19 protein-coding genes and 1 pseudogene are annotated in these 26,796 nt (G+C 55.3%); 9 read left to right on the plus strand and 11 right to left on the minus strand.

The features are described from left to right. Window positions 1-459: 459 nt before the first annotated feature. The 3 genes from ACT3T6_RS03605 to ACT3T6_RS03615 all read left to right on the plus strand — a co-directional run bounded on the left by ACT3T6_RS03605 (window position 460) and on the right by ACT3T6_RS03615 (window position 3,840). Window positions 460-1,182 (plus strand): MIP/aquaporin family protein, encoded by a 723-nt coding sequence (locus ACT3T6_RS03605; protein ID WP_193055400.1) that lies wholly within the window; start codon window positions 460-462, stop codon window positions 1,180-1,182. 113 nt (window positions 1,183-1,295) lie between these two features. Beyond that, window positions 1,296-2,801 carry a glycerol kinase GlpK gene (glpK, locus tag ACT3T6_RS03610; RefSeq protein WP_193055401.1) on the plus strand — a complete coding sequence of 502 codons (1,506 nt, stop codon included), beginning with the start codon at window positions 1,296-1,298 and terminating at the stop codon, window positions 2,799-2,801. A gap of 286 nt (window positions 2,802-3,087) precedes the next feature. Then, the gene (locus tag ACT3T6_RS03615) at window positions 3,088-3,840 is read left to right on the plus strand and encodes a potassium channel family protein (protein WP_018917951.1); all 753 of its coding nucleotides are present in this window, start codon (window positions 3,088-3,090) and stop codon (window positions 3,838-3,840) included. Window positions 3,841-3,903: 63 nt separating this feature from the next. On the opposite strand, the gene ACT3T6_RS03620 is transcribed toward ACT3T6_RS03615, so the two are convergent. Continuing rightward, on the minus strand, window positions 3,904-4,806 hold the full coding sequence (locus ACT3T6_RS03620) for a LysR substrate-binding domain-containing protein (RefSeq protein WP_193055402.1): 903 nt from the start codon (window positions 4,804-4,806) through the stop codon (window positions 3,904-3,906). Window positions 4,807-4,988: 182 nt separating this feature from the next. Between ACT3T6_RS03620 and ACT3T6_RS03625 the strand changes: the two genes are divergently transcribed. Further along, the gene (locus ACT3T6_RS03625) at window positions 4,989-5,567 is read left to right on the plus strand and encodes an NAD(P)H-dependent oxidoreductase (protein ID WP_193055403.1); all 579 of its coding nucleotides are present in this window, start codon (window positions 4,989-4,991) and stop codon (window positions 5,565-5,567) included. Window positions 5,568-5,614: 47 nt separating this feature from the next. Here the strand turns inward: ACT3T6_RS03625 and ACT3T6_RS03630 are convergent, their stop codons facing one another. From ACT3T6_RS03630 to ACT3T6_RS03650, 5 genes are all read right to left on the minus strand, one after another. After that, window positions 5,615-6,751, minus strand: coding sequence for an MFS transporter (locus tag ACT3T6_RS03630; RefSeq protein WP_193055404.1), 1,137 nt, complete (start codon window positions 6,749-6,751; stop codon window positions 5,615-5,617). A 104-nt stretch (window positions 6,752-6,855) separates the two neighbouring features. Next, window positions 6,856-8,937 (minus strand): FUSC family protein, encoded by a 2,082-nt coding sequence (locus ACT3T6_RS03635; protein WP_193055405.1) that lies wholly within the window; start codon window positions 8,935-8,937, stop codon window positions 6,856-6,858. 3 nt (window positions 8,938-8,940) lie between these two features. Further along, window positions 8,941-9,849, minus strand: a complete 909-nt coding sequence (locus tag ACT3T6_RS03640) for an efflux RND transporter periplasmic adaptor subunit (protein ID WP_193055406.1) — start codon at window positions 9,847-9,849, stop codon at window positions 8,941-8,943. A 12-nt stretch (window positions 9,850-9,861) separates the two neighbouring features. Then, a complete protein-coding gene (locus ACT3T6_RS03645) occupies window positions 9,862-10,080 on the minus strand; it encodes a DUF1656 domain-containing protein (RefSeq protein ID WP_193055407.1) in 219 nt (72 codons plus the stop codon). Between the two features lie 208 nt (window positions 10,081-10,288). Then, the gene (locus tag ACT3T6_RS03650; RefSeq protein WP_193055408.1) at window positions 10,289-12,076 is read right to left on the minus strand and encodes a S8/S53 family peptidase; all 1,788 of its coding nucleotides are present in this window, start codon (window positions 12,074-12,076) and stop codon (window positions 10,289-10,291) included. A gap of 229 nt (window positions 12,077-12,305) precedes the next feature. Here ACT3T6_RS03650 and ACT3T6_RS03655 point away from each other — a divergent pair, with 229 nt between their 5' ends. Next, the gene (locus ACT3T6_RS03655) at window positions 12,306-13,961 is read left to right on the plus strand and encodes an FMN-binding glutamate synthase family protein (RefSeq protein WP_193055409.1); all 1,656 of its coding nucleotides are present in this window, start codon (window positions 12,306-12,308) and stop codon (window positions 13,959-13,961) included. A gap of 195 nt (window positions 13,962-14,156) precedes the next feature. Continuing rightward, window positions 14,157-16,052 carry a mechanosensitive ion channel family protein gene (locus tag ACT3T6_RS03660; protein WP_226912040.1) on the plus strand — a complete coding sequence of 632 codons (1,896 nt, stop codon included), beginning with the start codon at window positions 14,157-14,159 and terminating at the stop codon, window positions 16,050-16,052. Between the two features lie 112 nt (window positions 16,053-16,164). Here ACT3T6_RS03660 and ACT3T6_RS03665 read toward each other — a convergent pair whose 3' ends face one another. Then, entirely contained in the window at window positions 16,165-16,764 is a 600-nt protein-coding gene (locus ACT3T6_RS03665) for a nitroreductase family protein (protein ID WP_192537554.1), read from the minus strand. Window positions 16,765-17,011: 247 nt separating this feature from the next. After that, the gene (locus tag ACT3T6_RS03670; RefSeq protein WP_193055410.1) at window positions 17,012-20,494 is read right to left on the minus strand and encodes an acyl-[ACP]--phospholipid O-acyltransferase; all 3,483 of its coding nucleotides are present in this window, start codon (window positions 20,492-20,494) and stop codon (window positions 17,012-17,014) included. A gap of 137 nt (window positions 20,495-20,631) precedes the next feature. On the opposite strand from ACT3T6_RS03670, the gene ACT3T6_RS03675 reads away from it, so the two are divergent. Together ACT3T6_RS03675 and ACT3T6_RS03680 are read left to right on the plus strand one after the other, a co-directional pair. After that, a complete protein-coding gene (locus ACT3T6_RS03675) occupies window positions 20,632-21,378 on the plus strand; it encodes a helix-turn-helix domain-containing protein (RefSeq protein WP_192537552.1) in 747 nt (248 codons plus the stop codon). A 145-nt stretch (window positions 21,379-21,523) separates the two neighbouring features. Then, window positions 21,524-22,399 carry a putative RNA methyltransferase gene (locus tag ACT3T6_RS03680; protein ID WP_192537551.1) on the plus strand — a complete coding sequence of 292 codons (876 nt, stop codon included), beginning with the start codon at window positions 21,524-21,526 and terminating at the stop codon, window positions 22,397-22,399. Between the two features lie 137 nt (window positions 22,400-22,536). Here ACT3T6_RS03680 and ACT3T6_RS03685 read toward each other — a convergent pair whose 3' ends face one another. Both ACT3T6_RS03685 and ACT3T6_RS03690 read right to left on the minus strand, forming a co-directional pair. Continuing rightward, window positions 22,537-22,743, minus strand: a complete 207-nt coding sequence (locus tag ACT3T6_RS03685; RefSeq protein WP_018917934.1) for a cold-shock protein — start codon at window positions 22,741-22,743, stop codon at window positions 22,537-22,539. Window positions 22,744-23,015: 272 nt separating this feature from the next. After that, window positions 23,016-24,179, minus strand: coding sequence for an MFS transporter (locus ACT3T6_RS03690; protein ID WP_192537550.1), 1,164 nt, complete (start codon window positions 24,177-24,179; stop codon window positions 23,016-23,018). 136 nt (window positions 24,180-24,315) lie between these two features. Here ACT3T6_RS03690 and ACT3T6_RS03695 point away from each other — a divergent pair. Then, window positions 24,316-25,170 (plus strand): annotated as a pseudogene (locus ACT3T6_RS03695) (helix-turn-helix transcriptional regulator). Here the strand turns inward: ACT3T6_RS03695 and ACT3T6_RS03700 are convergent. Then, a complete protein-coding gene (locus ACT3T6_RS03700; protein WP_192537548.1) occupies window positions 25,171-26,781 on the minus strand; it encodes an ABC-F family ATP-binding cassette domain-containing protein in 1,611 nt (536 codons plus the stop codon). Window positions 26,782-26,796: the final 15 nt, after the last annotated feature.

Below are 26,796 nucleotides of genomic sequence, written 5' to 3' on the forward strand. Positions count from 1 at the left end.
CACGTTCCTCCTTGATAAGTGACCCCAAAAAAAGCGTGGTCAGGCCCGTTTTCAATACGGACTTGGGGTGGGCAGCTTAATCGCTGCCAACCTGAGTATAGGTCACGTTTTACGAACCCAAAACTAACGGCGTTTACGCTTTCATAAACATACGTACAGAAGTCCACTATTCGATAACTGTCCAGTCTTAAATGTTCGTTAATTGACAATGTTGGCGTTATCGATGAACAAGATCATGGTGATTTCGTTCAATAATTGCGTCTTAAACTAATGTCTATATTTATTAAAAATATATTTATAATCAACTGGATATGGTTGTTATCTGATTGTGTTCGTTTTTTTATATTGTTTTTTTAAATACCCGCTATAGGATGCCAAAAAAGAAAACGAATTTTCAAAATAGAACATCCGGCTGCTTCAAAGAGTGACGAGTCGGTCAAACGGGGTAGCTGAGTGGCAATGCTTGAAACAATTTTTCTACACGAAATAGCCGGTACGGCCGTATTAACGCTGCTGGGGTGTGGAGTAGTCGCTAACGTACTGTTGAACAAAACCAACGCTAACAGTAGCGATAGTGTCGTTATCTTTTTTGGTTGGGGGCTAGCGGTTTTTTGCGCGGTTTATGTCGCCTACGACACCGGCGCGCATATAAATCCCGCCGTTACGCTTGCGTTGCTGGTAGGTCCAGCGAATGAGTATGCCCCCGGTATTCCTATCAACAGTGTGACCACCAGCGCCTACTTTACCGCTGAAGTTATCGGTGCCTGGTTGGGTGCAACCGTTTGCTACCTGGCCTATAAAAAGCATTACGATGCTACCGAAAACGCTTCAAGTATATTGGCAACGTTCTCTACAGGCCCGGCCATCCCGGCTTATGGATGGAATTTGGTCACTGAGATCATCGGCACGTTTGTGCTGGTGTTTGTCATTATCATGTTTGGTCATACGCCGTCTGGGCTTGGCCCGCTGGCAGTGGCTCTGCTGGTAGTATCGATCGGTGCTTCGCTAGGGGGGCCAACAGGCTACGCGATTAATCCTGCTCGGGATTTGGGGCCGCGTATCGCCCACGCGCTTCTCCCCATCAAGCATAAAGGGACGAGTAACTGGTCCTACGCTTGGGTGCCCGTGCTCGGGCCCGCTATCGGCAGTGTGCTTGCCGGGCTTGCCGCCTATGTTTATTAAAATCGCCGGGGTTATTAAATCGCCGGGGTTATTAAATCGCTCGGGTTTATTAAATCAGCCTGCTGATTTGATTTTAAAATAATCGTTTAACGTTAACGCTTGAGAGGCATTTCATGAGCCAGAAAAACTACGTCCTCGCTATTGATCAAGGTACCACCAGCTCGCGGGCGATGCTATTTGACCATGAAGGCCGGATAGCCAGCGTAGCGCAGCACGAGTTCGAACAGATTTTTACTCGCCCTGGCTGGGTCGAGCATTGCCCCCGCGAAATCATGACCAGCGTGCTGACCACCTTGACCGAGGTGATTAATAACAGCGGCGTCGATGTCTCCGAAATTGCTTCCATCGGTATTACCAACCAGCGTGAAACCACCGTGGTATGGGACAAACATACTGGTCAGGCCGTGCATAACGCCATTGTCTGGCAGTCGCGTCACTCCGCCGAAATCTGTGATGATCTGCGTGAAGCTGGCCACGCCGATATGATTCGCGATAAAACCGGCCTGGTGATTGACGCTTACTTCTCTGCTACCAAGTTGAAGTGGATTTTCGAGAACGTAGCGGGCGTTAAAGAGAAAGCCGAAAAGGGCGACCTGCTATTCGGTACCATCGATTCATGGCTGGTGTGGAACCTGACCGGCGGTGCCGTGCATGCGACCGATGTCAGCAACGCATCCCGCACGATGCTGTTTAATATCCGTGATCGACAGTGGGACCCGGAGCTGCTAGCGCTCTTCGGCGTGCCGGAGTCGATGCTGCCCGAGATTAAATCTAGCAGTGAAATCTACGGCAATGTGCTGCCTAAGTTTCTGATGGGCCAGGAGGTGCCGATTGCCGGTATCGCTGGCGACCAAAACGCCGCACTGTTCGGCCAGGCCTGCTTTAAACCGGGTATGGCGAAAAACACCTATGGCACCGGCTGTTTTACGCTAATGAACACCGGCACCCACGCCACGCCCTCCAAGAACGGCCTTCTTACTACGGTTGCTTGGGAAGTGGACGGCACGCTGGAATATGCACTGGAAGGCAGCGTGTTTGTGGCGGGCTCCGTTATCCAGTGGCTGCGTGATGGCCTGAGAATGCTGGGCAAGGCGTCTGATTCTGAAGCGTACGCCACGCGCGCTAAAGACAATGACGGCGTTTATATGGTGCCTGCCTTTACTGGCCTGGGCGCACCTTACTGGAATTCCAACGTGCGCGGCGCCATGTTTGGGCTTTCGCGAGGCACCCAAAAAGAGCACTTTGTGCGCGCGGCGGTAGAATCGCTTGCCTATCAAAGCGCCGATGTTCTCAAAGCCATGCAGGCGGATGCCGATATTGCGCTGACCGAGCTGCGCACCGATGGCGGGGCGATATCCAATAATTTTCTTGCTCAGTTCCAGGCCGACATACTGGGGGTGGACGTACTGCGCTGCGAAGTGAGCGAGACCACCGCGCTGGGTGCGGCTTATCTCGCCGGGCTCGCCGTCGGGTTTTGGAAATCACGCGATGAAATCGTCGAACAGTGGGCGTTAGAGCGGCGCTTTACGCCACAGATGAAAGATGCAAAGCGCGACGAACTCTATGCGGGTTGGAAAAAAGCCGTCAACGCGACCATGGCGTTTCACGTAGAGTCCTAAGCTCGACGCTGCAAGCTCAGATGTTTGACAAGCCCCCGGCCCAGGCCGGGGCTTTGCGTTAAAGGCATCGATAGCGCGTCGCTAATCACCGGCAAGTCGCCATGCCTTTTTCTTTACAATCGATTGTGCCTTCGGGTTTACTTGGATGTAGTTAATAATAAAGTGGTTATAACCATTAAAAAGCCCAAAGCTCGAGATGACCAAGGGAAGAAGCGCCTGAATATTTATGCCACCGTGGCAGTACATCGATTGATTTGCGTCAACCAGCGCCCGCTGGAGCGAGGGCATGAATAAAGCCGAACTCTATCACCAGTTAGCACCTGAAGCCTGGCATGAGAAGGGGTTGTCGAAACTCAATCAGCTTATCTGTGTGTTAATTCTGCTTGCCTCCCTTACCGCTATACTGGAAACCGAGTCGGCACTTCGAGCGATGGCGCCAGGGCTATTTACAGTACTGGAGGCTGTGTTTGTCGGTGCATTTACGATTGAATATCTGCTGCGGCTGTATGCGATAGGTGAAGACCCGCGTTATCGCGGTGTTACAGGGCGTATTCGCTATATTTTCTCGTTTTGGGCGCTGGTGGATTTGCTCGCCATTCTGCCTTTCTTCCTGGGTTTCATATCTCATAACAACGCCTTTCTACTGCGGCTGCTGCGTTTGGCGCGCATATTACGCTTGGCGCGATTGGGGCGGTTTAGTCAGGCGTGGTCGGCCTTGGCGAGCGCTCTTAAATCGCGCACCCATGAGCTGTTGCTAAGTGCCGGAGTGGCAGGTTTGTTACTGCTGTTTTCATCCTGCTGCCTATATGTGGTGGAAGCCGCCGCCCAGCCGGAAGCCTTTGGCAGCGTACCACGCGCGTTATGGTGGAGCATCGCTACCCTGACCACCGTGGGCTATGGCGATGTCACGCCGATTACCGCACTGGGTAAGTTTTTTGCAGGCCTAACCGCAGTGGCAGGCATCGGGATTATCGCCATGCCCACAGGCATTCTAGCCGCCGCATTTAGCGATGCGCTGCAAAATAAGCACAGTTCTTAAAGGGAATATCGGGCGTCAGGTTCAGAATGGCTGGATACTTTAGTTAATTCACTACTGACAGTTTTAGCCCTGCAAATACTCCCCCGGCAGGCGTTCGGCCAGAAAATCCATAAACAGCCGGGCGCGCTGGGATAGCGTGGCCTGACGGTAGTAGACGGCATTGACGGCCTGCATTTGACGTTCGGTATGATTGGGCAGTACATCGACCAATGCACCTGCCTTGCGGGGCGTGATGGTCATGAAGTCGGCTAGACAGACGATCCCTTCGCCTTTAAGCGCGAGCTCAATCAGCGTGCTGCCGCTGGAGGCGGAGAGGGCGGGCGTAATGCGTAAGTATTCACCATCGGCACGGCGCAGCGGCCAGCGATTAAGGTGGTCAAGCTGGCTGAAGCCGAGCAGGCTGTGGCGCTCAAGGTCTTCAATGCTTTGTGGAGTGCCCGCGCGCTTAAGGTAAGCGGGGCTTGCTAGAATACGAAGCGGGCTATGGCCCAGGCGCCGTGCATGCAGCGATGAGTCGTCAAGCTCTCCAATACGAATGGCTAAATCCACACGCTGTTCCAGCAGGTCTACAAAACGGTCGTGGGTGTCCAGCTGTAGCGTTATGCCTGGGTAGCGGGCGCGAAACTCACCAAGCACTGGCACAATGACGAACTGCATGAAGCTGGGCGCGGCGTTCACCCGCAGCCGCCCTTGAGGCTGGCCGTGGTGATCCTGAACCGACTCTTCCGCGGCCTCTACTGCGGTTAAAATGCGCCGGCAGTGATCTAAAAACGTTTCGCCCTCTTCGGTTAGCTCCAGGCGCCGCGTGGTTCGGCGCAGCAGAGTAGCGCCAAGCTTGCGTTCCAGGCGATTAAGCGCCCGGCTGACGCCTGACACCGTAATGCCCAACCGTTCGGCGGCGCCGGTGATCGAGCCGCTGTCCACCACGGTGATAAATGCCTGCTGCTCTTCAAGCGTGGTTTTCATGAGCGTTACTCGCACCTGTTCGGTTAACACATGTTTGTTGATTTTATATCAAAAGTCTCTTGCCAGGGGGCGGGTTTTTCCATGTCGGTGAGCATCCCATAATAGCCAACATTCAAGCCATGCAGGTGGGACTATCGCCCATCGACAGGTAAGGTCATCTATTGGGTAAGAGGTTTTTAACGATGAAGATTTTGTTAATCAATGGCGGTAAGCCGTTCGCCCATTCTGGCGGTGAACTCAACAATACTCTGCATGATGTCGCGTGGCGTACGTTAGCCGAGCAGGGCCATGAGGTTCGCGAAACGGTGATTGAACAGGGTTACGAGGTAGAGGCCGAGGTGGAAAAATTCCTCTGGGCGGACACCATCGTCTATCAGATGCCGGGCTGGTGGATGGGCGCGCCCTGGAGCGTTAAACGCTACATTGATGAAGTCTTCACCGCCGGGCACGGCTCGCTCTACGCAAGCGACGGCCGCTCACGCCAGGACCCTACCAAGCAGTACGGCAGCGGCGGCTTATTACAAGGGCGGCGCTATATGCTTTCGCTCACCTGGAACGCGCCGCTGGCCGCCTTTGATGAAGCGGATAACTTCTTTGAAGGGCGCGGTGTCGATGGCGTTTACTTCCCGTTCCACAAGTCTCAGGAGTTTGTTGGCCTGGAAGCGCTGCCCACGTTTATCGCCAACGATGTCATCAAGGCGCCGGACGTTGAGCGTGATATGGCGGCCTATGCCGATCACCTAGCGCGCCTGTTCAGCTAAACAATCTGCCCCGGCCTAGGTGGCATCTGCGCGTGTAGAAACAGGCGCTAGAAGCGCTCAAGCGATGAAGCAATAAACACGATGCACAGTGCCAGCAGGCCAAGTATTCCAAATGCATAGTGCAGCGAGATGAAGTGGGCGGTAAAGCCGATCAACGGCGGCCCGAGCAGCATGCCGCCATAGCCTAGCGTCGCTACGCTTGCGATGGCGACACCAGGTGGCGTATCGGGGTCATTGGCCGCGCGCGAAAATGCCAGCGGCATGATGAGCGCGTAGCCGATACCCAGAAAGAAGAAGCCAAGCAGCGCTGCCATGAAAGTGGCGGGAATGACGGCGAGAAGCACGCCGATGGTGGCTGAGCACCCGGCAAAGCGTGCCGCGTTGGTCGGGCCTAGCCAAGAGATCACGCTGCCACCGATCAAACGCATGATGACCATTGCCAGCGAGAATACGGCGTATCCTATCGCCCCTTGGGCGGTGGTCGCCGAGGTAACGGTGACCAGAAACAGCGCGCTCCAATCGGCGATGGCGCCTTCGCCGAGCGAGGCGCACAGGGCAATAATCCCGACCCAGAGGAGAACGCCATGAGGCAAAGGGAAGCGTTTTGCACCCGCCTGACGTGGCCGCGTTTCAGATTGCCAGCCGATACTCGCAAGCCAGATCATGCTCACATACATCACGATGCCGATAAGTAAAAAGTGGGTAAGCAGCGACAGTTCCAGGCTGATCGTCATATAGCCTGCCGCGGCACCGACACCCGCGCCCAGGCTCCACATGGCATGTAACGATGACATGACCGGCTTTTCGATAAAGCGCTCTGCCTCGCCCGCCCAGCTGTTCATGGTGACATCCATGGCGCCGTGGCCAGCACCGAACAGAAACAGCGCCGCCGCCGTTAGCCAGAGGTCGAAAGCGCAAGCGATCAACACGAGAGCAAGGGTATAGGCGGCTGCAATCGCGAGTGTGGCGCGCGCAGCACCGAAAGTATCCGAGGCTCTGCCCGCCAACGGAAACGAGATCAGCGCGCCGGAGGCCAGCACGAGCAGCAGCAGGCCGAGCCGCCCGCCATCCAGGTCGTGCTGCAATGCCACCGTAGGAATGCGCGAAGCCCAGGTGCCGAACAGCCCGCCATTGAGAAAGAACATGGCGGCTACCGCAAGCCAGACCCTGCGTGGACGAGACATGCAGCACCTCCTTTGCCAAGTGACCAACTTCCGTCGCGTCTTCCGAATTAGAACCAGCGGTTTTGCTTGCATCCCTACTGAATAAGCCGCTTTCTATCACTTGTTTAGTGGTCTTTTACTTCTTGAGTAAAGGGCTTGGCCGGCGGTTGAGGCTCACGCTGCGGGCGCTCGGCCATAATGCGCGCCAAGCGCTCAAGCGAGAGTTCCAGACGCTCAATCAGGCCTTCCAGCAAGACGCGGCGGTCGGCGGGGATATCGCCGTGGGTGGCAATGGCATCTTCCAGCCGTTTTCCCGCTTCACGAATGCCTTGCGGCGCATGGCCGGTCGCGCTGTCTTCAAAGCCGACCGCTAACGCGCGCAGCACATCTTGATGCGCTTCACGAATAAGTGGATGCGGCGCATCGTCAAGCCGGTCGCGCAGGCGCAGGGTGGCGGTGCCTAAATCAAGCCCGGTCAGGCCAAGAATAAACAGATGGCGCTGTTCTTCGGGCAGCATATCGTCGTGCTGAGCCAGGTGCAGCAGGCGGTCGGCCATATGGCCGCTGAACCGGGTTTCGGCGTCGCGAATGGAGCGCCGTCTAAGCTCGTGAATATCGTTGGATATTGCCTTGATCAGGCGCCGCCGCCTAAGCCGAGTTCCCAGCCCCGGCAGCAGGCGAAAGCCCATGACGACGCAGCTCAGGCCGATTACCACTGCAACGACCCGGTTGGCAAAGCTATCGAAAGCGAAGTCCATGCCGTTGCCGGGCATCGTCAGCAGGATATTGAAGATGGTAAAGGCCAGACAGTAGCCCATCGTGGCCGGGTTGGTCGCACCTAACAGGCCTAAAAATAGCGGTGTCCCGAAAATCAGCGCCAGTAGTGGAAAGCCGTTGGCCTGAGAAAGCAGCACATGGCCGAACAAAAACGCGCTGGGAATGGCCGCCAGCATGCCTTTGTAGAACATCATGGTAATCGCTATGGGGTTGTCACGGCTGGCAAAGAAGGCCGAAAACAGAGTGCCCAGCATCATGGCGATCATGGCACTCTGCCAGGCGGTCACAATCCAGAAAACCGCGAGCAGCGAGAACACAATCCCTGAGCGTAACGCATTGATACCCGCCGCCAGGTGGTCGCGATGCCAGGCCAGCGGAGACGAGCGCAATTGATAGCGCCCCGGGGAGGCGATCGCTTCGCGGGCATCAAGCATCACCATGGCGTGGCCAATGGACTCACGTAGCCCCAGACGCAGGCGGCGATCCAGCGGTGCCAAGCTGGTCTCGTCGTTATTTTCATGTACCCGATGGCGTAGCGCTTGAAGCGTTTTTCTGGCTTCTGCAACGCCTTTGTCGTGCTCGGCCTCACGAAACCCCTGAGCCACCTGACAGGCAAGCTCAAGGCTTTGTGGATCAAGCCGGTCGGCATGGTCGTGCATGAGTTGATGCAGCGCCTGCAAATTAGCCAAAAAGCGCAGCGTGCGCCGGGTGAGTACATGGGTTGCGCGCACGCGGCCAGGGCCTACCGGGCCTTCAAAGCGGGCCGCCTGACTATCGGATTCAAGAAGGGTTAACGGCCCTAGGCTGCCGCGCAGGGCCTTCTGCATGGCAGGAATGTCGTCGCTTGCCTCTAAGCGCAGGGCGGCATGCTCGAAGGCTTCGTTGATCACGCTGTCTGCTTGGGTCGCCAGGTGGGTTCCCACGTGGGATGGCCATAGCAGCGAGCTGACCAGCATTGCGCAAACCGCGCCCAGCCCCAGTTCAGCAAGGCGCGCCACTGCGATATCGAAAATCCCCGCAGGCGTGCTGCCGCTGGAAATGACCACAATCAGCATGGCGGTTACCGCAGCCATCAGGCAGCCGTAGGTGTAGTTGTTACGCCACAGCGAGCCGACATAGGTGCACAGCATGATCCAGCCGGTCAGAGTAATCAGCGCGGGTATACGCGCCTGAGCGAACAGAGCCATGATAACGATGCCCGCCACGGCACCGATAAAGGTGCCGCCCAGCTGGCAGATGCCTTTTTCAATCACCATGCCGCTCATCGGACGGATCTGGAGAAACGCCGCCGACATTAGCGCCCAGTAGGGGCGCTCCAGATCAAAAAAAAGCGCCACATAAAGCGCGAGCATCATCGCCAGGGTGGTCTTGATGGCAAATTTGACCGCCGTGGCGTTGGGCATTAGATACGTTTGAACGAACGGCGACATGGGTTACTCAGGCCGTTCATTTTGGGTTTCGGGAGAGCGCTCGGCAGGGCGCTTTGCAGGGCGGACATTAACCGTAGCCGTCATGCCTACGCTCAGCAGCGTTTCATCGGGAATGTCATCCAGGGCGATGCGCACCGGGATGCGCTGCGCCAGGCGCACCCAGTTGAACGTAGGCGAGACCTGGGGCAGCAACTGCTGGTTCAGGTTGGTGTTGCTGTCGGCAATGCCTCGGCCTATTCCCGCTACATGGCCATTGAGGTGCGTGTCGCCGTTCATTAAAACGACGTCCACCGGATCGCCGACGTTAATCGTGGCCATTTTGGTTTCTTCGAAATAGCCCACTATGTAGTAGGAGTTGGCGGCGATCAGCGCCAGCACCGAATTGCCACGATTGACGTAATTACCGGCCGAAAACTGCACGTTAAGTACATGCCCACTGACCGGCGCGGTAATCTGGGTTCTCTCCAGATCTAGCTGGGCGCTTGCTAGATCAGCCTCCGCCTGCTGAAGGTCGGCGGCGGCAATGCGCGAATTCACCTGGGCAACCTGCTGGTCTTCGGCGCTGATCGCGCGGCTGTTGCGCAACTGATTGCGGCGACCTTCTTCGGCCCGATTGAGCTCAAGGGTTGCCTGGCGGTGTTCCACCGTTGCCTGGGCTTTATCTACTGCCGCTTGATAGCGCGCATCGTCGATTTCGAACAGCGTATCGCCCTGGGCAACGTAATCGGTATCGGCCACATTAAGGGTGCGTACCCAGCCGGAGACATCGGGGGCAATGGTGACGACTTCAGCATGCACGCGGGCGTCGCGTGTCCAAGGCGTATAAAGGTAGTAGCGCCATAGCCAGGCACCGGCGGCAATGGCAATCGCGACAATAACAAGGGTGATCAGAATACGTAGCGAAGGGCGCATTAAGGGTCTCTCTTAAGGGCTTTCAAGCAAAATGGTGAAAATAAAGGTGGTGGCGGCTGTGAAGATGACAAAAAGAGAGATGTCGAACCATGCCTCGTACCACAGCGGAGTCTGCCCGACTATCCAATGAAGCAAGGAGCGAGTCACTAAAGTCGCGACAAACCCAATCAATGCGTAAATCAGTAAGGGGCTGAGATAAATGCCGCCAAAGGCGATTTCTTGAAGACCCATAACATCCTTGATGTGGCGTTAAGTCATGTAAAGAGACAAGCGCTGGGTGAGTTATCTGATCGATGCCAGATGGTTTACTCTTATAGCATAGAGAGCTTACGTTGATTTTGCCTGACGGCGATAGGTCGAGAAGCGCCTTCGCGATGATCGCCCACCCCCGGGGAGTGGGCTTTTCTGAGTCGTTCTAGTCTAAGTCGTTCTAGATAGCCTAGCGGTCTCGTTCCAGACTCTGCACCGTTAGATCCAGCGTCTTGTACATATTCAGCCGAGCGGAAAGGCCAATATCCGGATGATTCAGGTCATTGGCGCGTTCTGACGGTAAAATTGGTGCGGTCAGATCATCGGCATCAGTCGGCTCGAAATCGTACTCTTCTCCGATGGTCATGGCGCCGCGGCGGAGCAGGATGCGTAACTGCGCTGGCGTGAGTTCTGGATCTATCGACATCATTGCGGCCAACAGGCCGGCCACCACTGGGGTTGCGTAGGAGGTTCCACAGTGGGCTTCGCCTTGCTCGCCCTCTATCAGGGAAGATCCGCGCACACAGGCCGCCGCAGTGATATCCACGCGCATATCGATATTCGATGCTTCACGTTTGATCACGTAACGGGGATCTTCCACCGGGACGTCCTCATCACTGCGCTCATGCCCACCCACCACGAACAGCTGCTCGGTCACGAACGAGGAGGGCAGCCGATAATCATCACTCCCAGAAAATGATGATGCGTTGCCCGCTGAGTTCACGACCACCACATCTGGATGTTCTCGGCGCAGCCATAAGAAGAACTCTTCAAGCAGTTCCTCGTAACCGCTCATGGCGATGCCTGAGCGCACTAATGAATCAACCTCGTCGCCGTTAATGTCGGTAGCGCCTACCCGGTGGATGCCCCAGCTCCAGTTGAGCACTCGGACACCGTCTTCCACAAGGTTCACCGAGGCGGCGACATTGGCGGTAATGCCTGCATCTGAATTGCGGTCCACAATCACATCAAAGCCAGGGCCTACCTCGTCCAAGCCGCGTAGAAAACCACTGTTGCCGCCTTCATTCCAGGCCGCGGCCAAAACGCCGGCAACCGTGGTGCCGTGCCCATCGGGCGTGGCGGCATCGCGTGCATAAACACAGGTTCTTGACGAATCTTTACGGCAGTTGCCCAGGTAATCGGCAAAATCCGGCGCATCAAAGTCGACTTCTCGTTCAATGACGCCGATGCGTATGGGCTGCGTCTCGATATCCCCGTTCTGGCGCGGTAGACGCCGCTGGTAATAGTTCACTGCATCCAGAAAGCGATTGGATGCCCACTCCTGGTCATCCGCCGCAGGTGGGCTGTTCGCCTCACTCTCATTGCTTTCTTCTGCGCCGGATTCTTCGACGACGACCGCATCGATGCTGACCTCGCTGCCTAACCTGAGTACTAACGCATCGCGCTCCTCCAGGTTGTCGACGGGTAAGCGCAATTGATAGGTATTGAGCGGCGGGATCATGCCGACGACTTCAGCGCCGTATTTTTCTGCCAGCCGCTGGGCCTCCTCAGCACCGTCGTAGTCTTCTTCAATGATCAGACTGATCAGATCCACGTAGGTGGTAATGTCATCCATGTTCTTGGCGGTCTCTTGATCCGTGGCCGCCAGCACATGGCTGCCTCTGAGGCTGACCCAAACCGGATTGCTGGACTGTTCGTGCTGCTCGAACCACAGAGGACCGCTTTGCACATCGGCGCTATTGATGCGCACCCGCACTCGATCTCCATCGTGGTCAAGGCCTTCTGCGTGAAGTGGGGTGCCGTTGAGCTTCACTTGAAAATCGGTGTCATGCAGCCCGCTGACACGCAGGCAGAATTCTTGAATATCCATCGCCAGCAGATTGCCACAGCGTTGCAGTTGTTCAACTCGTAAAGGTTGCTCACCCTGTGAAGGCTGCTCAGCAGCTGCGCTAGTCGCTATTAACACCAATGTCAGCGCAGCAACCAGGCGGCCCGCGCCACAATATTTTACTGTCATACTCATGCTCCAGACGGCATTCAACACAATGGCATTCAACCCAATGGGTATTCGATTGGCTGCACGTAGCATAAACGTATTCGCTGAATGGAACATGAATACGCTGTCCTCCCAGCAGCTGCATTCGTACGACACTTAATGCTCAACTTACCTTTATGGTTGCCGCGTACGTTATGCTAGTCATTACTTTGCTAATGATTAATCCGCCCCCCAAGGAGTTTTAGCGCACATGATTGAAGCAAGAGGACTCACCCGCCTGCCACTGCGTAACGTTGCCTTTGTTGCCTGCTGGTGTCTGTTGGCTATTTCACTCATAGGGCTGTCCTTCTCGCTTATATGGTTATTGGGTGTAGTGGTGTTTGGTGGCCTTGTATTGCTTGGGTTACATGACGTGCGCCAGCGTAAGCGCACGGTGAGCCGTAACTATCCTGTGCTGGCGCATATTCGGTATTTTCTGGAGTCGATTGGCCCGGAAATACGCCAGTACTTTATTCAGTCGGATTTGGATGAACGGCCCTTTTCCCGCGAGCAGCGTGCCGTGGTCTATCAGCGCGCTAAAAACGAGAGCGACAAGAAGCCCTTTGGTTCGCTTCGGGATATGTATCAGCCGGGCCATGAGTGGATTAATCACTCGCTGCTTCCCCATACCATTGAAGACGCTGACTTTCGCGTTCAGGTGGGCGATCGTCGCTGTAGCCAGCCCTACTTTGCCAGCGTGTTTAATATTTCGGCGATGAGCTTTGGCTCGCTCTCCGGTAATGCCATCGAGGCGCTGAATGCCGGCGCTTACAAGGGTGGCTTTTATCACGACACGGGCGAAGGCTCGATCTCTCGCTACCACCGCTTGCATGGCGGTGATTTGGTCTGGGAAATAGGCTCCGGCTACTTCGGCTGTCGCCATGAGGACGGCACGTTTAACGCCGAGCGCTTTGCCGCCAACGCAGCGGATGATCAGGTTAAGATGATCGAGATCAAGCTTTCTCAGGGCGCCAAGCCAGGCCACGGGGGCATATTGCCCGCAGCCAAGGTAACCGCCGAGATTGCTGAGGCAAGAGAAGTGCCTATGGGCCAGGATGTGATTTCTCCTGCCGCCCATTCAGCGTTCGCAACCCCGCTGGAGTTAATGAGCTTTATTGGCCAGCTGCGCACGCTTTCCGGCGGCAAACCGGTTGGCTTCAAGCTGGCGATTGGTCACCCCTGGGAGTGGTTTGCGATCGTTAAAGCCATGCTGGAAAGCGGTGAAAGGCCGGATTTTATTGTGGTGGATGGCGGTGAAGGCGGAACCGGCGCTGCGCCGCTTGAGTTTATCAACCGTATGGGGGTGCCGCTCACCGAAGCTGTAACGCTGGTGCACAACACGCTGGTGGGCGCTGGGCTTCGCGAGGAGATTCGAATTGGCGCGGCAGGCAAGATTACCTCCGGCTTTAATATTGCCCGCACCATGGCGCTGGGGGCCGATTGGTGTAATGCGGGCAGGGGGTTCATGTTTTCTCTAGGGTGTATCCAGGCGCTCAACTGCCACTCCGATAAGTGCCCAAGCGGCGTGGCTACTCAGGATCCCAACCGCAGCCGCCATTTGGATGTTGCCGACAAAACAGACCGCGTATACAACTTTCACCGCAATACCTTAAAAGCGTTGGCGGAAATGCTGGGTGCCGCCGGGCTTAGCCATCCTAGTGAGCTGGGGCCTGAGCATATTATTCGCCGGGTGTCAGAAAATGAGATTCAGTCGTACGACCAGATGTTTACTTTTTTAAAGCCTGATGAGCTGCTCACTGGAAAATGCGAACACACGGTTTTTAAGCAGTACTGGGAAGATGCCCGGTCAGACTCATTTTTGCCCTCTTCCAGAATTGCCCGACTGCGGCTTACCAAGCTGGAGTAAAGCTTAGGCGTAAGGCACGTTAGCGCCGCCTGGGTAGGACTAAAGCCTGACTAAGCTGATAAGACGGTCAGGCTTTGGCTTGCTTGATCCACATAGGTAGGCTGTAATTCGTTTCACCACTGACACGGATAAAACAGTGTTACCTACTGAACGTTGGTGGACAAACGTCGGCTCACCTCAATGGATAAAGTAATTATGAAAGCACACGGCTCGTGGCCTACATGGATAGTGCTGGTAATAGCATTGGTATTTTCCAGCCTCTGCACGGCGCAATCTCAGGGAGAAGAAGACCAGGATAGCCGTTGGTTCGCGATTAGTACGCTAAATGAAGGGTTGGATGAGACGCCTGACGACGTTCGACGCGCAACCCCGCGTGAGTCGATACGCAGTTTTTTGAGGTTAACCAACGAGGAAAAGTTTGCCGAAGCGGCACACGTATTGAATCTTAATGACCTGTCAGCGGAAGAGCAGCAGAGCCAAGGCGCGTTGTTGACCCGTCAGTTAGCCGAAGTATTGCGGCGCGGTGAGTGGATGAATGCCTCAAACCTTTCCGGTCGTCAGGACGCCGCTGTTGAAGACCCTACCGGGCAAAACCCCCTGGCGGGCCAGCCGCGCCGAGATATTGAGCTTGCGTCGCTGAAAATAGAAGGCCAGGACTACGATATTCGCCTGGGGCGCTACCGGTTAGATGACCAGGATCCGGTCTGGCTGATCATGCCAGACAGCATCACCTATATCCCGGATCTTTATGAAGAATACGGTCCTTCAATGCTGGAAGAGTATGTTCCCAGCAGCTTAAAGGCATCGTTTGGGATGCTCAAGATATGGGAATGGATCGCCATTCCGATTTTTCTGTTGGTGATTACCTTCGTGGGTTGGGGAAGCTACCACTTGGTTGAGCTGATGGCACGCTTGCTGCCGAGCGGGGCACGAAGCATCTTCGCTGCGCGAATTAAAGGTCCGATGGCCTTGATCATGATGTCGTTGGTGACCCAAACGCTGCTCGACTACGTCGTATCGTTTTCCGCTGTCGCCACAACCACTTTTCGGATTGTATTGATCGCCATACTGGCCTGGAGCCTCGGTACCATTGCGCTTCGCCTGATAGATACCATTATGCTGCGCATGACGCGCCGCCTGGTGGGGGAAATTGACGACACCAAACCCAAGGATGAGCGTAAGCTTTTAACCTCGTTATACGCCTTACGCCGGGGCATCATTCTGCTTACGGTAATCAGCGTTTCGATTTATGTTTTAAGCAAGATCCAGCTCTTTGAAACGTTGGGGTTATCGATTTTAGCCTCGGCGAGCGTCTTGGCGGTACTCGTGGGTATTGCCGGGCAAACGGTGCTGGGCAATATCCTGTCTTCCTTTCAGCTGTCGCTTGCTAAACCGATTCGTATCGGCGACCTGGTGATGTTCGAAGGGCAGTGGTGCTATGTAGAGGGCATTTTCTATACGTTTATCCGTTTGAGGGTATGGGATGATCGGCGGCTGATCGTGCCGGTCACCTACTTTACCTCCAAACCCTTTGAAAACCTCTCGGTTAAAAGCGCCAAAATATACCGCGGCCTGGAGCTGATTCTTCACTTAAGCGCCGATATTTCAGTGATCAGAGAAAAGTTTCTGGCTGTTGCCAAGGAAGAGGACAGTGTGGTCGAGCACCATAAGCTGCTCTGCTATGTCACGGGGCAGACTGCCACGGCCCAGACCATTACCTGCTATTTGATGACGTCTGACCCGCTTTCCGGCTGGACCGCGGAAATGAATGTTCGAGAAAAGCTGATGACATTTATTCGCGATCAACATCCAGAGTGGTGGCCTCGCGAAGTTATGGTGATCAGCCATAACGATGTGGCCAAAGGTGAAAGGCCCAAGAAGGCTGCGTCAAAGGCAGATGCCGAGCAGAAAGAGCATTCAGACGAGGACCAGTCTGAGCATGAAGAAAGCGCGGATGCAGCATCCGATTCATCAGACGAAGAACGTTCCGACGAATCAGAAAGCTCGGGCGAGACAGAAAGCGCGCGCTATACAGATGAGTCGGAAAGTTCTAACGATACGGACAGCTCAAATAAAAAGCCCGCTTCGTAAGGTCAGGGGCGGCTAACGTCTTGGTATAAATGCCGTATTTAAACGTTACCGCCCGCTGGTTTGAATACGCCAGCGGGCGGTAAGGCGCTTCTATACGGGGAGGCTTTGCTGCTTAGGAGAAGACGCGGAAGCGTTCTTCGTCATTCATATAGGTCTTTTCACCGAACGGCGCTTCATGAGAGCCGAAAGGCATCTGGGCACGCAGCTTCCAGGAAGACGGTAGATCCCACGCTTCAAATACGGCGTCGTCGATGATGGGATTATAGTGCTGCAGGCTGGCGCCGATATCGGCTTCTGAAAGCGCTGTCCACACGGCAAATTGGGCGATACCCGTAGCGTGCTCTGACCAAACAGGGAAATTGTCAGCGTAGAGCGGGAATTTGTCTTGCAGCCCTTTGATCACATCCTGGTCTTCAAAAAACAGGACGGTGCCCGCGCCGGCGGCAAAGCTATTAATTTTTTTCTCGGTAGGCTCAAAAGAGTCAGCCGGTACGATCTTGCGCAGCGTATCCATGACTAGCTGCCAGAACTTGTCGTGCTGTTCATTGAACAAAATCACCGCACGCGAGCTTTGTGAGTTGAACGAGGTAGGCGCCTGCTTGACGGCTTCCTTGATCAGCGCGGTTACTACAGTCTGGCTAATGGGGATATCTTTACCGATGACATATTGACTGCGGCGCTGCTTGTAAATATTGATCGCGGGGTTGGGCATAACGCGTTCCTTAGTTTCGGGTATGGGGCTTCGAGGAAACACCCTACCTCGAAATAGCCAGTAGCAATCTAATACACAATCAATTTAGAAACCATGGATAAAACTCAGCGCTTTCAGTGAATAAAATCTACTAATTTACACCGAGGTTCAGCCGATAAGATCAGGTAGCGCCTCAAGGCTGAAGCGCTGTCTGTGTTCGGGGTGAACACGTGCTACTTCTTAAACTGCCGACACACGGTTGCCTGGGCTAAGGCGCTGGCTGCTTCTCATTTTCGGCTAGTTTTTCCTGTGCCAAGCGCTTGGCTCCAGCGATATCCTGCTTGCCAGAACCCAGGCGGGGAAGGGTATCTACCGTTAGCCAGTAGCTGGGTAACATCATGGGCGATATGCTATTTTCCAGCATCGCGGCCCTGACCGTTTTAGCATCCAGCGGTGTCTCGGATAGCAGCACAATTCGCTCGCCTTTACTTGCATCCGGTATGTTGACCGCCATGATGGCCGTGTCCGGGTCGTTCAGCGTGGCTTTCACGGCCTGTTCTACTGCGGCAAGGCCGACAATTTCGCCGCCGATTTTGGCAAACCGCGAGTAGCGGTCAACGATGGTTAAAAAGCCATCCTCGTCTAGATAGCCTTTATCGTTAGTCACGTACCACTGCTGATGGTCAATTTCGCACAGCGCAGCGTGGGTGCGTGCCGGGTCATTCAAATAGCCCTGCATGACCTGGGGACCGCTGATCAGAATCATGCCCGCATCACCCGTGGAGAGCTCTGCAAAGCTTTCCGGGTCAACAATCTTGAAGCTCGTGCCGGGCAAGGGCATGCCCACACTTCCTACCTTGGCGCCACGCTGAACCTGCAGATAGTTGATATCCAGTGCGTCGGGCAGGTTGACCGCCGCCACGGGGGAGGTTTCCGTTGCGCCGTATCCCTCGTAAATCAGCTTATGAAACTTAAGCTGGAACGCGCTGCGTACGCTGTCGTCGACCTTTTCCGCCCCGGCCACCACCACTCTTATGCTATCCAGCATCAGCGGATGAACCTTGGAGCTACGCGTAAACAGGCGCAGGAACGTGGATGTGCCGCACATGATGGTCGCTTGATACTTGGCTGCTGCTTTTGCGATACCCACGGCATCGGTCGGGTCGGGATGACACACCAGCGGTAGACCTTCAATCAAGGGCAAGAACTGGGTAACCGTTAGGCCAAAGGCGTGAAACAGCGGGAGTGAGGCCAGCATGACGTCGTTATGTTCAGTGTTCAACGCGTCGGAGGTCTGCTTCACGTTGGCCATCAGGTTACGGTGGCTGAGCATTACCCCTTTCGGCTGCCCCTCGCTGCCGCTGGAAAAAAGAATGGCTGCGGTGGCTTCGGCGTCATGCGCTCGGCAATAAAGCAGGCGCAATAGCCCCGTAGGTAGTAGGCGCACTGAAAGCCAGGTAAACAGGCGCTCACCCCGACCCATTGAGGCTTGCAGCGCTTCCAGGTAGACAACATTCTGCTTGGCAAGCAGCTCGGCAATATTCAGCCCGCGCTGTTCAAGCTTTTCGACAAAGCGCTGCGAGGTATAAACGGTTTCAATCTCCGCTTGTGCCAAGGCAGACGCCAGCGCCTCCTGGCTTGCGGTGTAGTTGAGGTTAACTACCGTTTTACCCGCCAGTAGTGACGCCATATTGGCAAGTACGCCAGCGCTGCTGGTGGGCAGCAGCAGGCCAACGTTTTGCGCTTTGCTTTGCTTGCGAATACGTTTGGCCATCAGAATGCTGGCGGTTAACGCCTTCGCGGCACTCAGCGGGCGACTGATGGTGTCAGCCAGGGCTAGTTGGCCGGGGCGGCGCTTGACGCTGCGTATCCAGGCATCCGGCAGGGTATGCAGGTTTTCCATCGAAAGCTGCCAGGAGCGGGTAGCCTGCTCGAAAATGCGCCGTTTAAGCACGTCCGCCGGGGTCTCTTTAGGTAGCGTGCGGCCAAACACCACAACGATTGAGCGGTGCAGCGGCGCATAGCGCAGCTCTTTCAATTTGCTGGAGGAGTGCGAGAACTGGCTGCCCCATAGTCCGCGCAGATAAAACGGAACGATTTTGACGTCGGGGTTGGCCATCTTGCAGGCGCGCTCATAGCCTTTGCGGAATTCGCCCAGTTGTCCCGTGCGGCTGATGGCGCCTTCCGGAAACAGACACACCACTTCACCGGCGTTGAGCTGATCGGCGACCGCTGTCAGCGCCTGCTCGGCACCAACGCCGCGTTCAATCGGAATACAGCCCAGCGCTTTAAAGAACCAGCGTAGATACCAGCGTTGATAAATGCTTTTAAGCATCACAAAGCGTACCGGCCGGGGGCTGGCGATCTGCACCATGGCCCAATCCACCCAACTGATATGGTTGCCCAGTAGCAGCACGCCACCCTGGGCGGGCATGTTTTCCAGGCCGTGAACATCCACCCGGTAGCGTCGGGTAAGCAGAAAACCGAGTAAAAAGCGCACCAGGCTCTGGGGCAGCTTAACGATGGTGTAGCCGCCACCGATCATCGCTACGCTGGCAATCAATAGCAGTAGATAGTGGCTATCCACGCCCGCTAAAGCGAATAGCGCCGTGAGCACCAAAAAGCCCAGCATGGCGAGGTTTTGAATCCAGTTATTGGCGGCCAGCACGGTACCCAGCTCATTGTCAGCGGCATGGAACTGGATTAGCGCATTGAGCGGCACGATAAATAGCCCACCCATCAAGCCGATAAACACAAAGTTCAGCGCCTGACCAAGCGGCGACGTGAGGAGCGGCAGGCACCACAAGCCAACGGCCACGCCCAGGGCACCAACGGGAATCAAACCCGTTTCAATCCGATTGCGGGAAAGCTTGCTGGCGAGTACCGAGCCCAGTGCGATGCCGATACCGCTGGCCGCGAGAATACCTTGAAGCACCAGCGTGTTACCGATGTCTAGAGCACCTTTGGCATAGGCGGGGAAAGCCGCCAGCAGCACCTGGCCGACCGACCAGAACGTGGCCAGACCAATAATCGAAAGCTTTAATACGGGCTGCGATGCCACCAGGCGTAGATTGTCTTTTAGAGCGCTGCCTTTAATGTAGCGCTGCCAGGTAAGCGGCGTGCCTGGCGTGGGTGGGGCATCCAGTGACAAGCGGTAAAGAGCCAGCACCTGAATCACACTATTAACCACCAGCAACCAGCCTAGCGGGGCAATTTGGCGCAACAGTTGGTCAGGGGATTGGTTCGCAAGAGGTGTCCAGGTTTCGAAGAAGGCGGTGAAAATCACTGTGCCGGCCAGAATAGCGCCGATGGTAAGCGCCTGGATAAGGCCATTGGCTTCTGCCAGACGCGGCTTACCAAACAGGGTTCTGACCATGCCGTATTTGGCCGGGGAGTAGAAAGCTGACTGAATCGCCAGAAGTAGCGTCATGGCGAAGGCGAGCCAGAACCAGCCTTGGTAGTAAGCGGCGGTAATACCCAGTGAAATGGCCACCGCTGCCCACGCCGAAAAGCGTAGAATGCGCACTTTGGGGTAGGTATCGGCGACATGACCGGCAGGGCTGAACAGCATGATAAAGGGCAGCAGAATCAGCCCGTTCACCAGCGCCGTCAAGACTATCTGGACGGTGCCATCGTAGCTTTTGAAGATTGTATTTTGAATCACAATCTTATGCCCTAAATCCATAAAGGCATTGAGAAAGATAGCGATGAGATAAGGCCAGGCACCTGGCGTGCGGAGCAGTCGTTGCATGGTTCGTTAGCCTTGTTTGCGTCTCGAAGTCATCGGACTTTCCTTTATAGCTCTGGTTTACGCAACCTTTTAAAGATGAGTTGCGTTATTTGTGCGGTAAAGTATCGTTATTCGATACTTTACGCCAGGAGGTCGCTGTGTCTCAAACCGACTCACTGCTTAATACTTTAAAGCGCCAACTGCGAATGCAGGGAAAAACCTACGCCGATGTGGCTCAGTGGCTTGGATTAAGCGAAGCCTCAGTTAAGCGGCTTTTTGCTGAACGCAATATCACGTTAGCACGCCTTGAATGCATCTGTGAGCAGCTCAACCTTGAATTTGCCGAGCTGGTGCAGACCATGCAAACCGAAGAGCGCCGCCTGCAAGAGCTTACCCAGGCACAAGAGCAGAGTATTGCTGACGACCCCAAGCTATTCTTGATTGCCGTTTGCGTAATCAATGGTTATAGCTTTGCTGAGATTCATCATCAGTATCAGCTAAGCGAAGCGGAATGCACCCAGCAACTGCTTAAGCTTGAACGGCTTGCCCTTATCCAGCTGTTGCCGGGTAACCGAATTAAACGCAGAGTAGCGCCTAATTTTCGCTGGCGGCCTGGCGGCCCTATTCAGCAGTTCTTCCAGCAACATATTGCCAACGACTTTTTTCGCTCACGTTTTGACAGCGAAAGCGAAAAGCTGCTGGTCCTCAACGGCCTGCTCTCCCGGGCGGGTAACGACGAGTGGCAACAGATCATGCAGCGGCTGGCCAAGGAGTTCCATGAACTCTGTGAACGGGAAAGCAGCCTGCCCATCACTCAGCGCTTTGGTACTACCTCGGTGCTCGCGGTGCGCCAGTGGCAGCATGGGTTGTTCAAGGGCTATGCGCGTAAGCTTCCGCAACAATAGAGTGATGAAGGCGAGTGGGCAACAAGCAACGACGGCGTGTTAGTACGTACTGACGCGGTCAGGTAAACTGCCCACCTTTTATCGTTGCCTTGTTCGCAGAGACTCATCATGACCCGTTATCTTTTCAGCAACCGTAGCTTTCTTTATGAATAGAACCGCGTTTAAAGCCCTGGCCTGCCCGCTTGATGGCGACCCGCTGACTCAAGCCGAAGGCGCTTGGCGCTGCGCGGCCGGGCACAGTTTTGATATTGCCAAACAGGGCTATGTGAACCTTTTGCCGGTTCAAAACAAGCGTTCAAACGACCCAGGCGATAGCAAGGCCATGGTGTCTGCCCGACAGCGTTTTCTGAATGCCGGGTATTATCAGCCCATTGCAGACGCTATCAATCACGCTGCCTTGAGCGGCGCGCCGGAAGATATGCCGCTTAGCTGTCTGGATGCCGGTTGTGGTGAGGGCTATTACTTGCGCCAGCTGGCCCAGGCGGCATCTGATAATACCCAGCTTGAGCTGATTGGCCTGGATATTTCCAAATGGGCGGCCATGGCCTCGGCCAAACAGAGTTTTCATAAAGAGCAGGGTCGTCAAAAAGACCCGTCTGCCACTTGGGTAGTAGGCAGTAACGCTAACTTGCCTGTGCAATCTGCCTCGCTGGATAGGCTGCTATGCATGTTCGGCTTTCACGTGATGAGCGAGTTTGCCAGGGTGCTCAAGCCGGGGGGGATACTGTTACAGGTAGAAGCAGGCGCAAATCATTTGCGCGAGCTGCGCGAAATCATTTATCCAACGCTCAAGCCTGAGCGCAGTGGTGAGCAGTTAGTGCCGGAAGGATTCACTGCGCAAGTAGCTGAAACGGTCAGTTACTCGCTCACACTGAATGGTAAAGAGTCCATTGCGGATCTGCTGGCCATGACCCCGCATCTTTATCGGGCAAGCGCTGAGGGCCGCGAAAGAGCGGCAGCACTGGAGACACTCACCGTGAGTGTTGATGTGCGAGTGAATAAATGGATTAAAAACGCATAGAAGAAGGGCAGGCAAGCCGTGGTTGGCGGCTTGTTTGGTTTGGTTACAACTTTACTGAACCCAAACGCAACAAGGCCCGCCGAAGCGGGCCTTGTCAGTCAGACCCTAAGGTCTGAACAAACACTTAATAATAAATATTAAGAAGTTTGCTTGATGTTAGAAGCCTGAAGGCCTTTTTTACCCTGGGTAACGTCAAAAGAAACGCTAGCGCCTTCTTGAAGGGTTTTGAAGCCGTCAGACTGAATTTCGGAGAAGTGTGCAAACAGGTCGTCGCTGCCGTCAGAAGGAGCGATGAAACCGAAGCCTTTAGTGTCGTTGAACCATTTAACTGTGCCAGTTGCCATGATTAAATCCTTTCGCGCATATGCGCTGTAATGATGTTCCTGGTATTACCCAGATTAAGTAGCGGGTGAAACAAGGAATACAATATCAGGCTTGCCGAAAAAGATCGTACACTTCTGAAACCATGCTGCTTGCTAACCAACTGACGCTACAGTGTCACGATTGGCGTCGCGCGTCAAAGGCTTTTTGTATTTATTTTCCAGGCCGAGGCAATATTTCCTTCTTTCTTATCCGCTGACGGCTTGCCGTGCGCTAAGTATTTAATACTAATTGCTTAATGACTCCGCGGGCCCATGGTGAGCTGCACTAGTGCCCCAGCGGCTGCTAGCGCACTGGCGCTTACAGCAAGTATCCAGACAGGTAGCGCGCTGGAAAGCATAAGCCCACCAGCTGCCGCCCCAATAGCGCTACCCAGGTATAGGGCTGATTCATTCAGCGCCACCGCGAGATTACCATCGCCATGCTGTTGGCGAACGCGCATTAGCGCATTATTTTGCGGTACCTGTAACGCCCAGCCAACGGCTCCCCATAAGCTGATAGGCACAAGCGCAAGCCATGGGTGCAGGGAGGCGGCGACTGGCAGGCTAATCAGAGAAACTGCCAATAACAGCATAATCACCAGCACAACCCTGGAGCCTTGGCTTTTATCCACAATCGGGCCAATTAAAAAGCTGCCCAGAATCCCGCCGACGCCCCAAACCCATAGGTAGAGCGCGATAGACGCGGTTTCGCCGGAAGGGGATGCCGCCATAAACGGAGCAATAAAGGTATACATGCCAAGGCTTGCTATGGCACCCAAGAGCGAGACGGCCAAAATGGTCAGCGTGGCGGGGTGCTTCAAAATAGGCAGCTTGCGCCACAGTGAAACATAAGGCGCAGCGGGAATGTCGGGTAGCTTAAGGTAAAGGCCTGCCAGGGAAGTCGCGCCGAGCAGTGCAATCAGCCACATGGCTGATGTCCAGCCCAGTTGCTCGGCGAGTAACAGACTAAGCGGCACGCCAAGTACCGTGCCGCTTGCCATGCCGCCCATAATGACCGCGATGGCTTTGCCGCGCTGCGCTTCAGGCGCCAGCGTCGCTGAGGCCGCAATTCCCAATGCCAGATAAACCCCGGCTCCCACGCCCGCCAGCGCTCGCCAAGCCACTAGCATTGCAAAGCTTGCGGCCAGCGCACTTGCCACATTCGCCACAACGAAAAGTGCTAGCGCGATAATTAACCCCGTTCGCTGCTGATTGCCTGGGAGCAGCGCAACTGCGATGGGCGAAATCAGGCCATATGCCAGCGTAAACGCCGTCACTAACTGTGCCGCCATCGCATCCGAGACTAGAAATGCAGAGGTGATCAGGGGAATAAGCCCTGCGGTGACATAGGACGCCATACCTAATGAAAAGGCGCCCAAGGCAATAAGATAAATCGATAGTCGAGAAGAAAACGCCATCAGGCTCTCCAGTCAGGCTCATTATGTACTTGTTAGCGTGTGTTGCTGACCGCTACCAAGTGGTGAAGGCGCTATTCTGGAGAGGCTTTAAAGGGGGTACAATTTAACTATTTATACTATTACTAAAGGCAATAAGATGGCGCTGGAACGTTCGTTAAAACGCACCCGCACAGAGCTAGGGGAGTTTTTACGCAGCCGACGTGAGCAGGTAACACCGGAAGAGGTTGGCTTGCCCGTGGGCAAGCGGCGCCGCACGCCGGGGTTACGCCGTGAGGAGGTGGCAGCACTCGCAGGGGTAGGCTTGACCTGGTACACCTGGCTGGAGCAGGGTCGAGATATTCGCGCCTCGGCGGATTTTCTCGACCGTCTTGCGCGCACGCTAAAGCTCGATGCCATTGAGCGACGTCATCTTTTTTTACTGGCGCATCAGCGTCTTCCCGCTGAACCGGGGAAAACCTGGTGCAGTGTACCGCCGCTGGTACATCGCCTGATGAACGACTTGCCCACGCGGCCTGCGTACGTGTTGAATTTACGTTGGGATGTGCTGGCCTGGAACCACGCCGCAGCTCGTCTGTTTGGCTTCTCCGAGCATCCTCCGGAGCAGCGTAACCTGCTATGGCTACTGTTTATGGATACGGCTACGCGCGCTCTTTTCGACCCCTGGTAAGCGCAGGCACGGCAACTGCTTGCCAGCTTCAAACGTGATGCGGCCCGTGCGCCTGAAGACCCGGCAATCAATCAACTGATCAAGACCTTGGTGAAAGTGGATCCGGATTTTAAAGCGTGGTGGGCAGGGCAGGATATCCACGGGCCTTGTCATGGCATTCGCCATTTTCATCTAAAGCCGTTAGGAGCGATCGATTTTGAACATACCTCGCTGATCGTCGATGAAGACCGCCATCTACGGCTGGTCTACTACGCCGCTCGCGACACCGTTCAAGACGAGGCGTTTGACCACTGGCTTCAGGAAGGCCAAACGCCAGTGGCATGATTAGCGGTTCGTGGCTGGCTCCAGTACCCAGCCGTCTGATGTGGCGCGCAGATAATCGGTCAGTGCCAGGTGGCGTAAGAAATCCTGGTCATGAGAGACCACTACCAGCGCGCCAGGGTAGCCTCTCAGCATACTTTCGAGTGCCTGTAGCGAGGGCAGGTCGAGGTGGTTGCTGGGTTCATCCAGCAGCAATAGCTGCGCGGGCGGGTCGGCATAAAGCGCGCACGCCAGCGCTACCTTGAGCTGTTCACCGCCGCTTAGCTTTGCGCAGGCAACGCTAATTTTCTCAGCCGTAAGCCCAAGGTGTACCAGCCGGGTTCGCAGCAGGCTGACAGGTGCCGCTCGGTTGGCCGCTTTTAACTGCTCTATAGCGCTCTGGGTTTTATCCAGTTGGGCCAGGTGTTGATCGAGATAGGCGCTTTTGACATGAATACGGCTTTCGCCTGTTTGGGGTAGAAGTTGCCCCGCCAGGAGTTTAAGCAGTGTGGATTTACCCGAGCCGTTGGAACCAACAATGCCTAAACGCTGCTGTCCTTGCAGGCTGAGGTTAAGCTTTCCTGCAACGTAAGAAAGCGTGATATCGGTTAGTTCAGCAATCATCCGCTTGGCAGGCTGCACGGCAATGTCATGTAGCGCGATATTAGCATCTTCAGCAAGCTGCTCCCGCGCTTGCTGGATAGCGCTTAGGTGCTGGCTGTGTGTTTCTGCCTGCTGGCGGGCGAGGCGGCCGACGGAAAGTTCGCTGCGCGCCTTTTGGCGATCCAGCAGGATTTTTGCCTGATTGGCATCGCGCCGCTGGCGGTTGCCACGTGCCTGACGCCTTTCCTGACGTTCCTGCTGCTGATTCAGTGCGCGCTCTGCACGTTTTTTGTCTTTTTGATGGTGTTCAAGGTTCGTTTGAGCCGCTGCCTGTTCACTCGCCTTTTGTTCGGCGTAAAAGGAATAATTACCGCCGTAACTGCGTAGTCCAAGCGGCGACAGCTCCACGATACGCGGCAGGTGAGCAAGCAGTTGTCGGTCATGGCTGACAACCAGCAGCCCTTTGGGCCAATGGGTCAACTGCTCGATAAGCGCTTCCCTGCTCGGGCCGTCCAGGTGATTACTGGGCTCATCCAGAATAAGAAAGTCCGCCCTGGATAACAGCACGCCGATCAGGGCAACGCGCATGGCTTGGCCGCCGCTCAATGTCGCGGCCGGGGCTGTCGCGTCAAGGTGTGCAAGGCCACTGTGCTCTAGCTCTCGCTGTAAGGTCTGGCGGATATCCCAACGATCACCCAGCGCATCAAAGTCGTCTGGATGTGGGCTGCCCGCCTCAATACGGGCAAGTGCTGCTAAAGTGGTGCCTACGCCTGCCAGGTCGGCTAGCGTGCCGGAGGCTTCTTGGGTAACGCGTTGCGATAAATAGCGCACTTCGCCAGTGCTCATGCAGCGCCCCGTTGAAGGTGCGATTTCGCCCGCCATTAGCCTGGCCAGCAGCGTTTTACCCATGCCGTTACGCCCTACCAGGCCCGTGGGCGTGGTGTCGAAGGTTTCCGTTAACTCGGAAAACAGAAGGCGACCGTGGGGTAGCGTATAAGAAACGCGATCGAGCGAGATAAACGTCTTCGTCATCGGATGTACCTATCA

It is taken from the genome of Halomonas sp. 72, from assembly GCF_052379785.1.
Taxonomy (GTDB): domain Bacteria; phylum Pseudomonadota; class Gammaproteobacteria; order Pseudomonadales; family Halomonadaceae; genus Vreelandella; species Vreelandella citrativorans.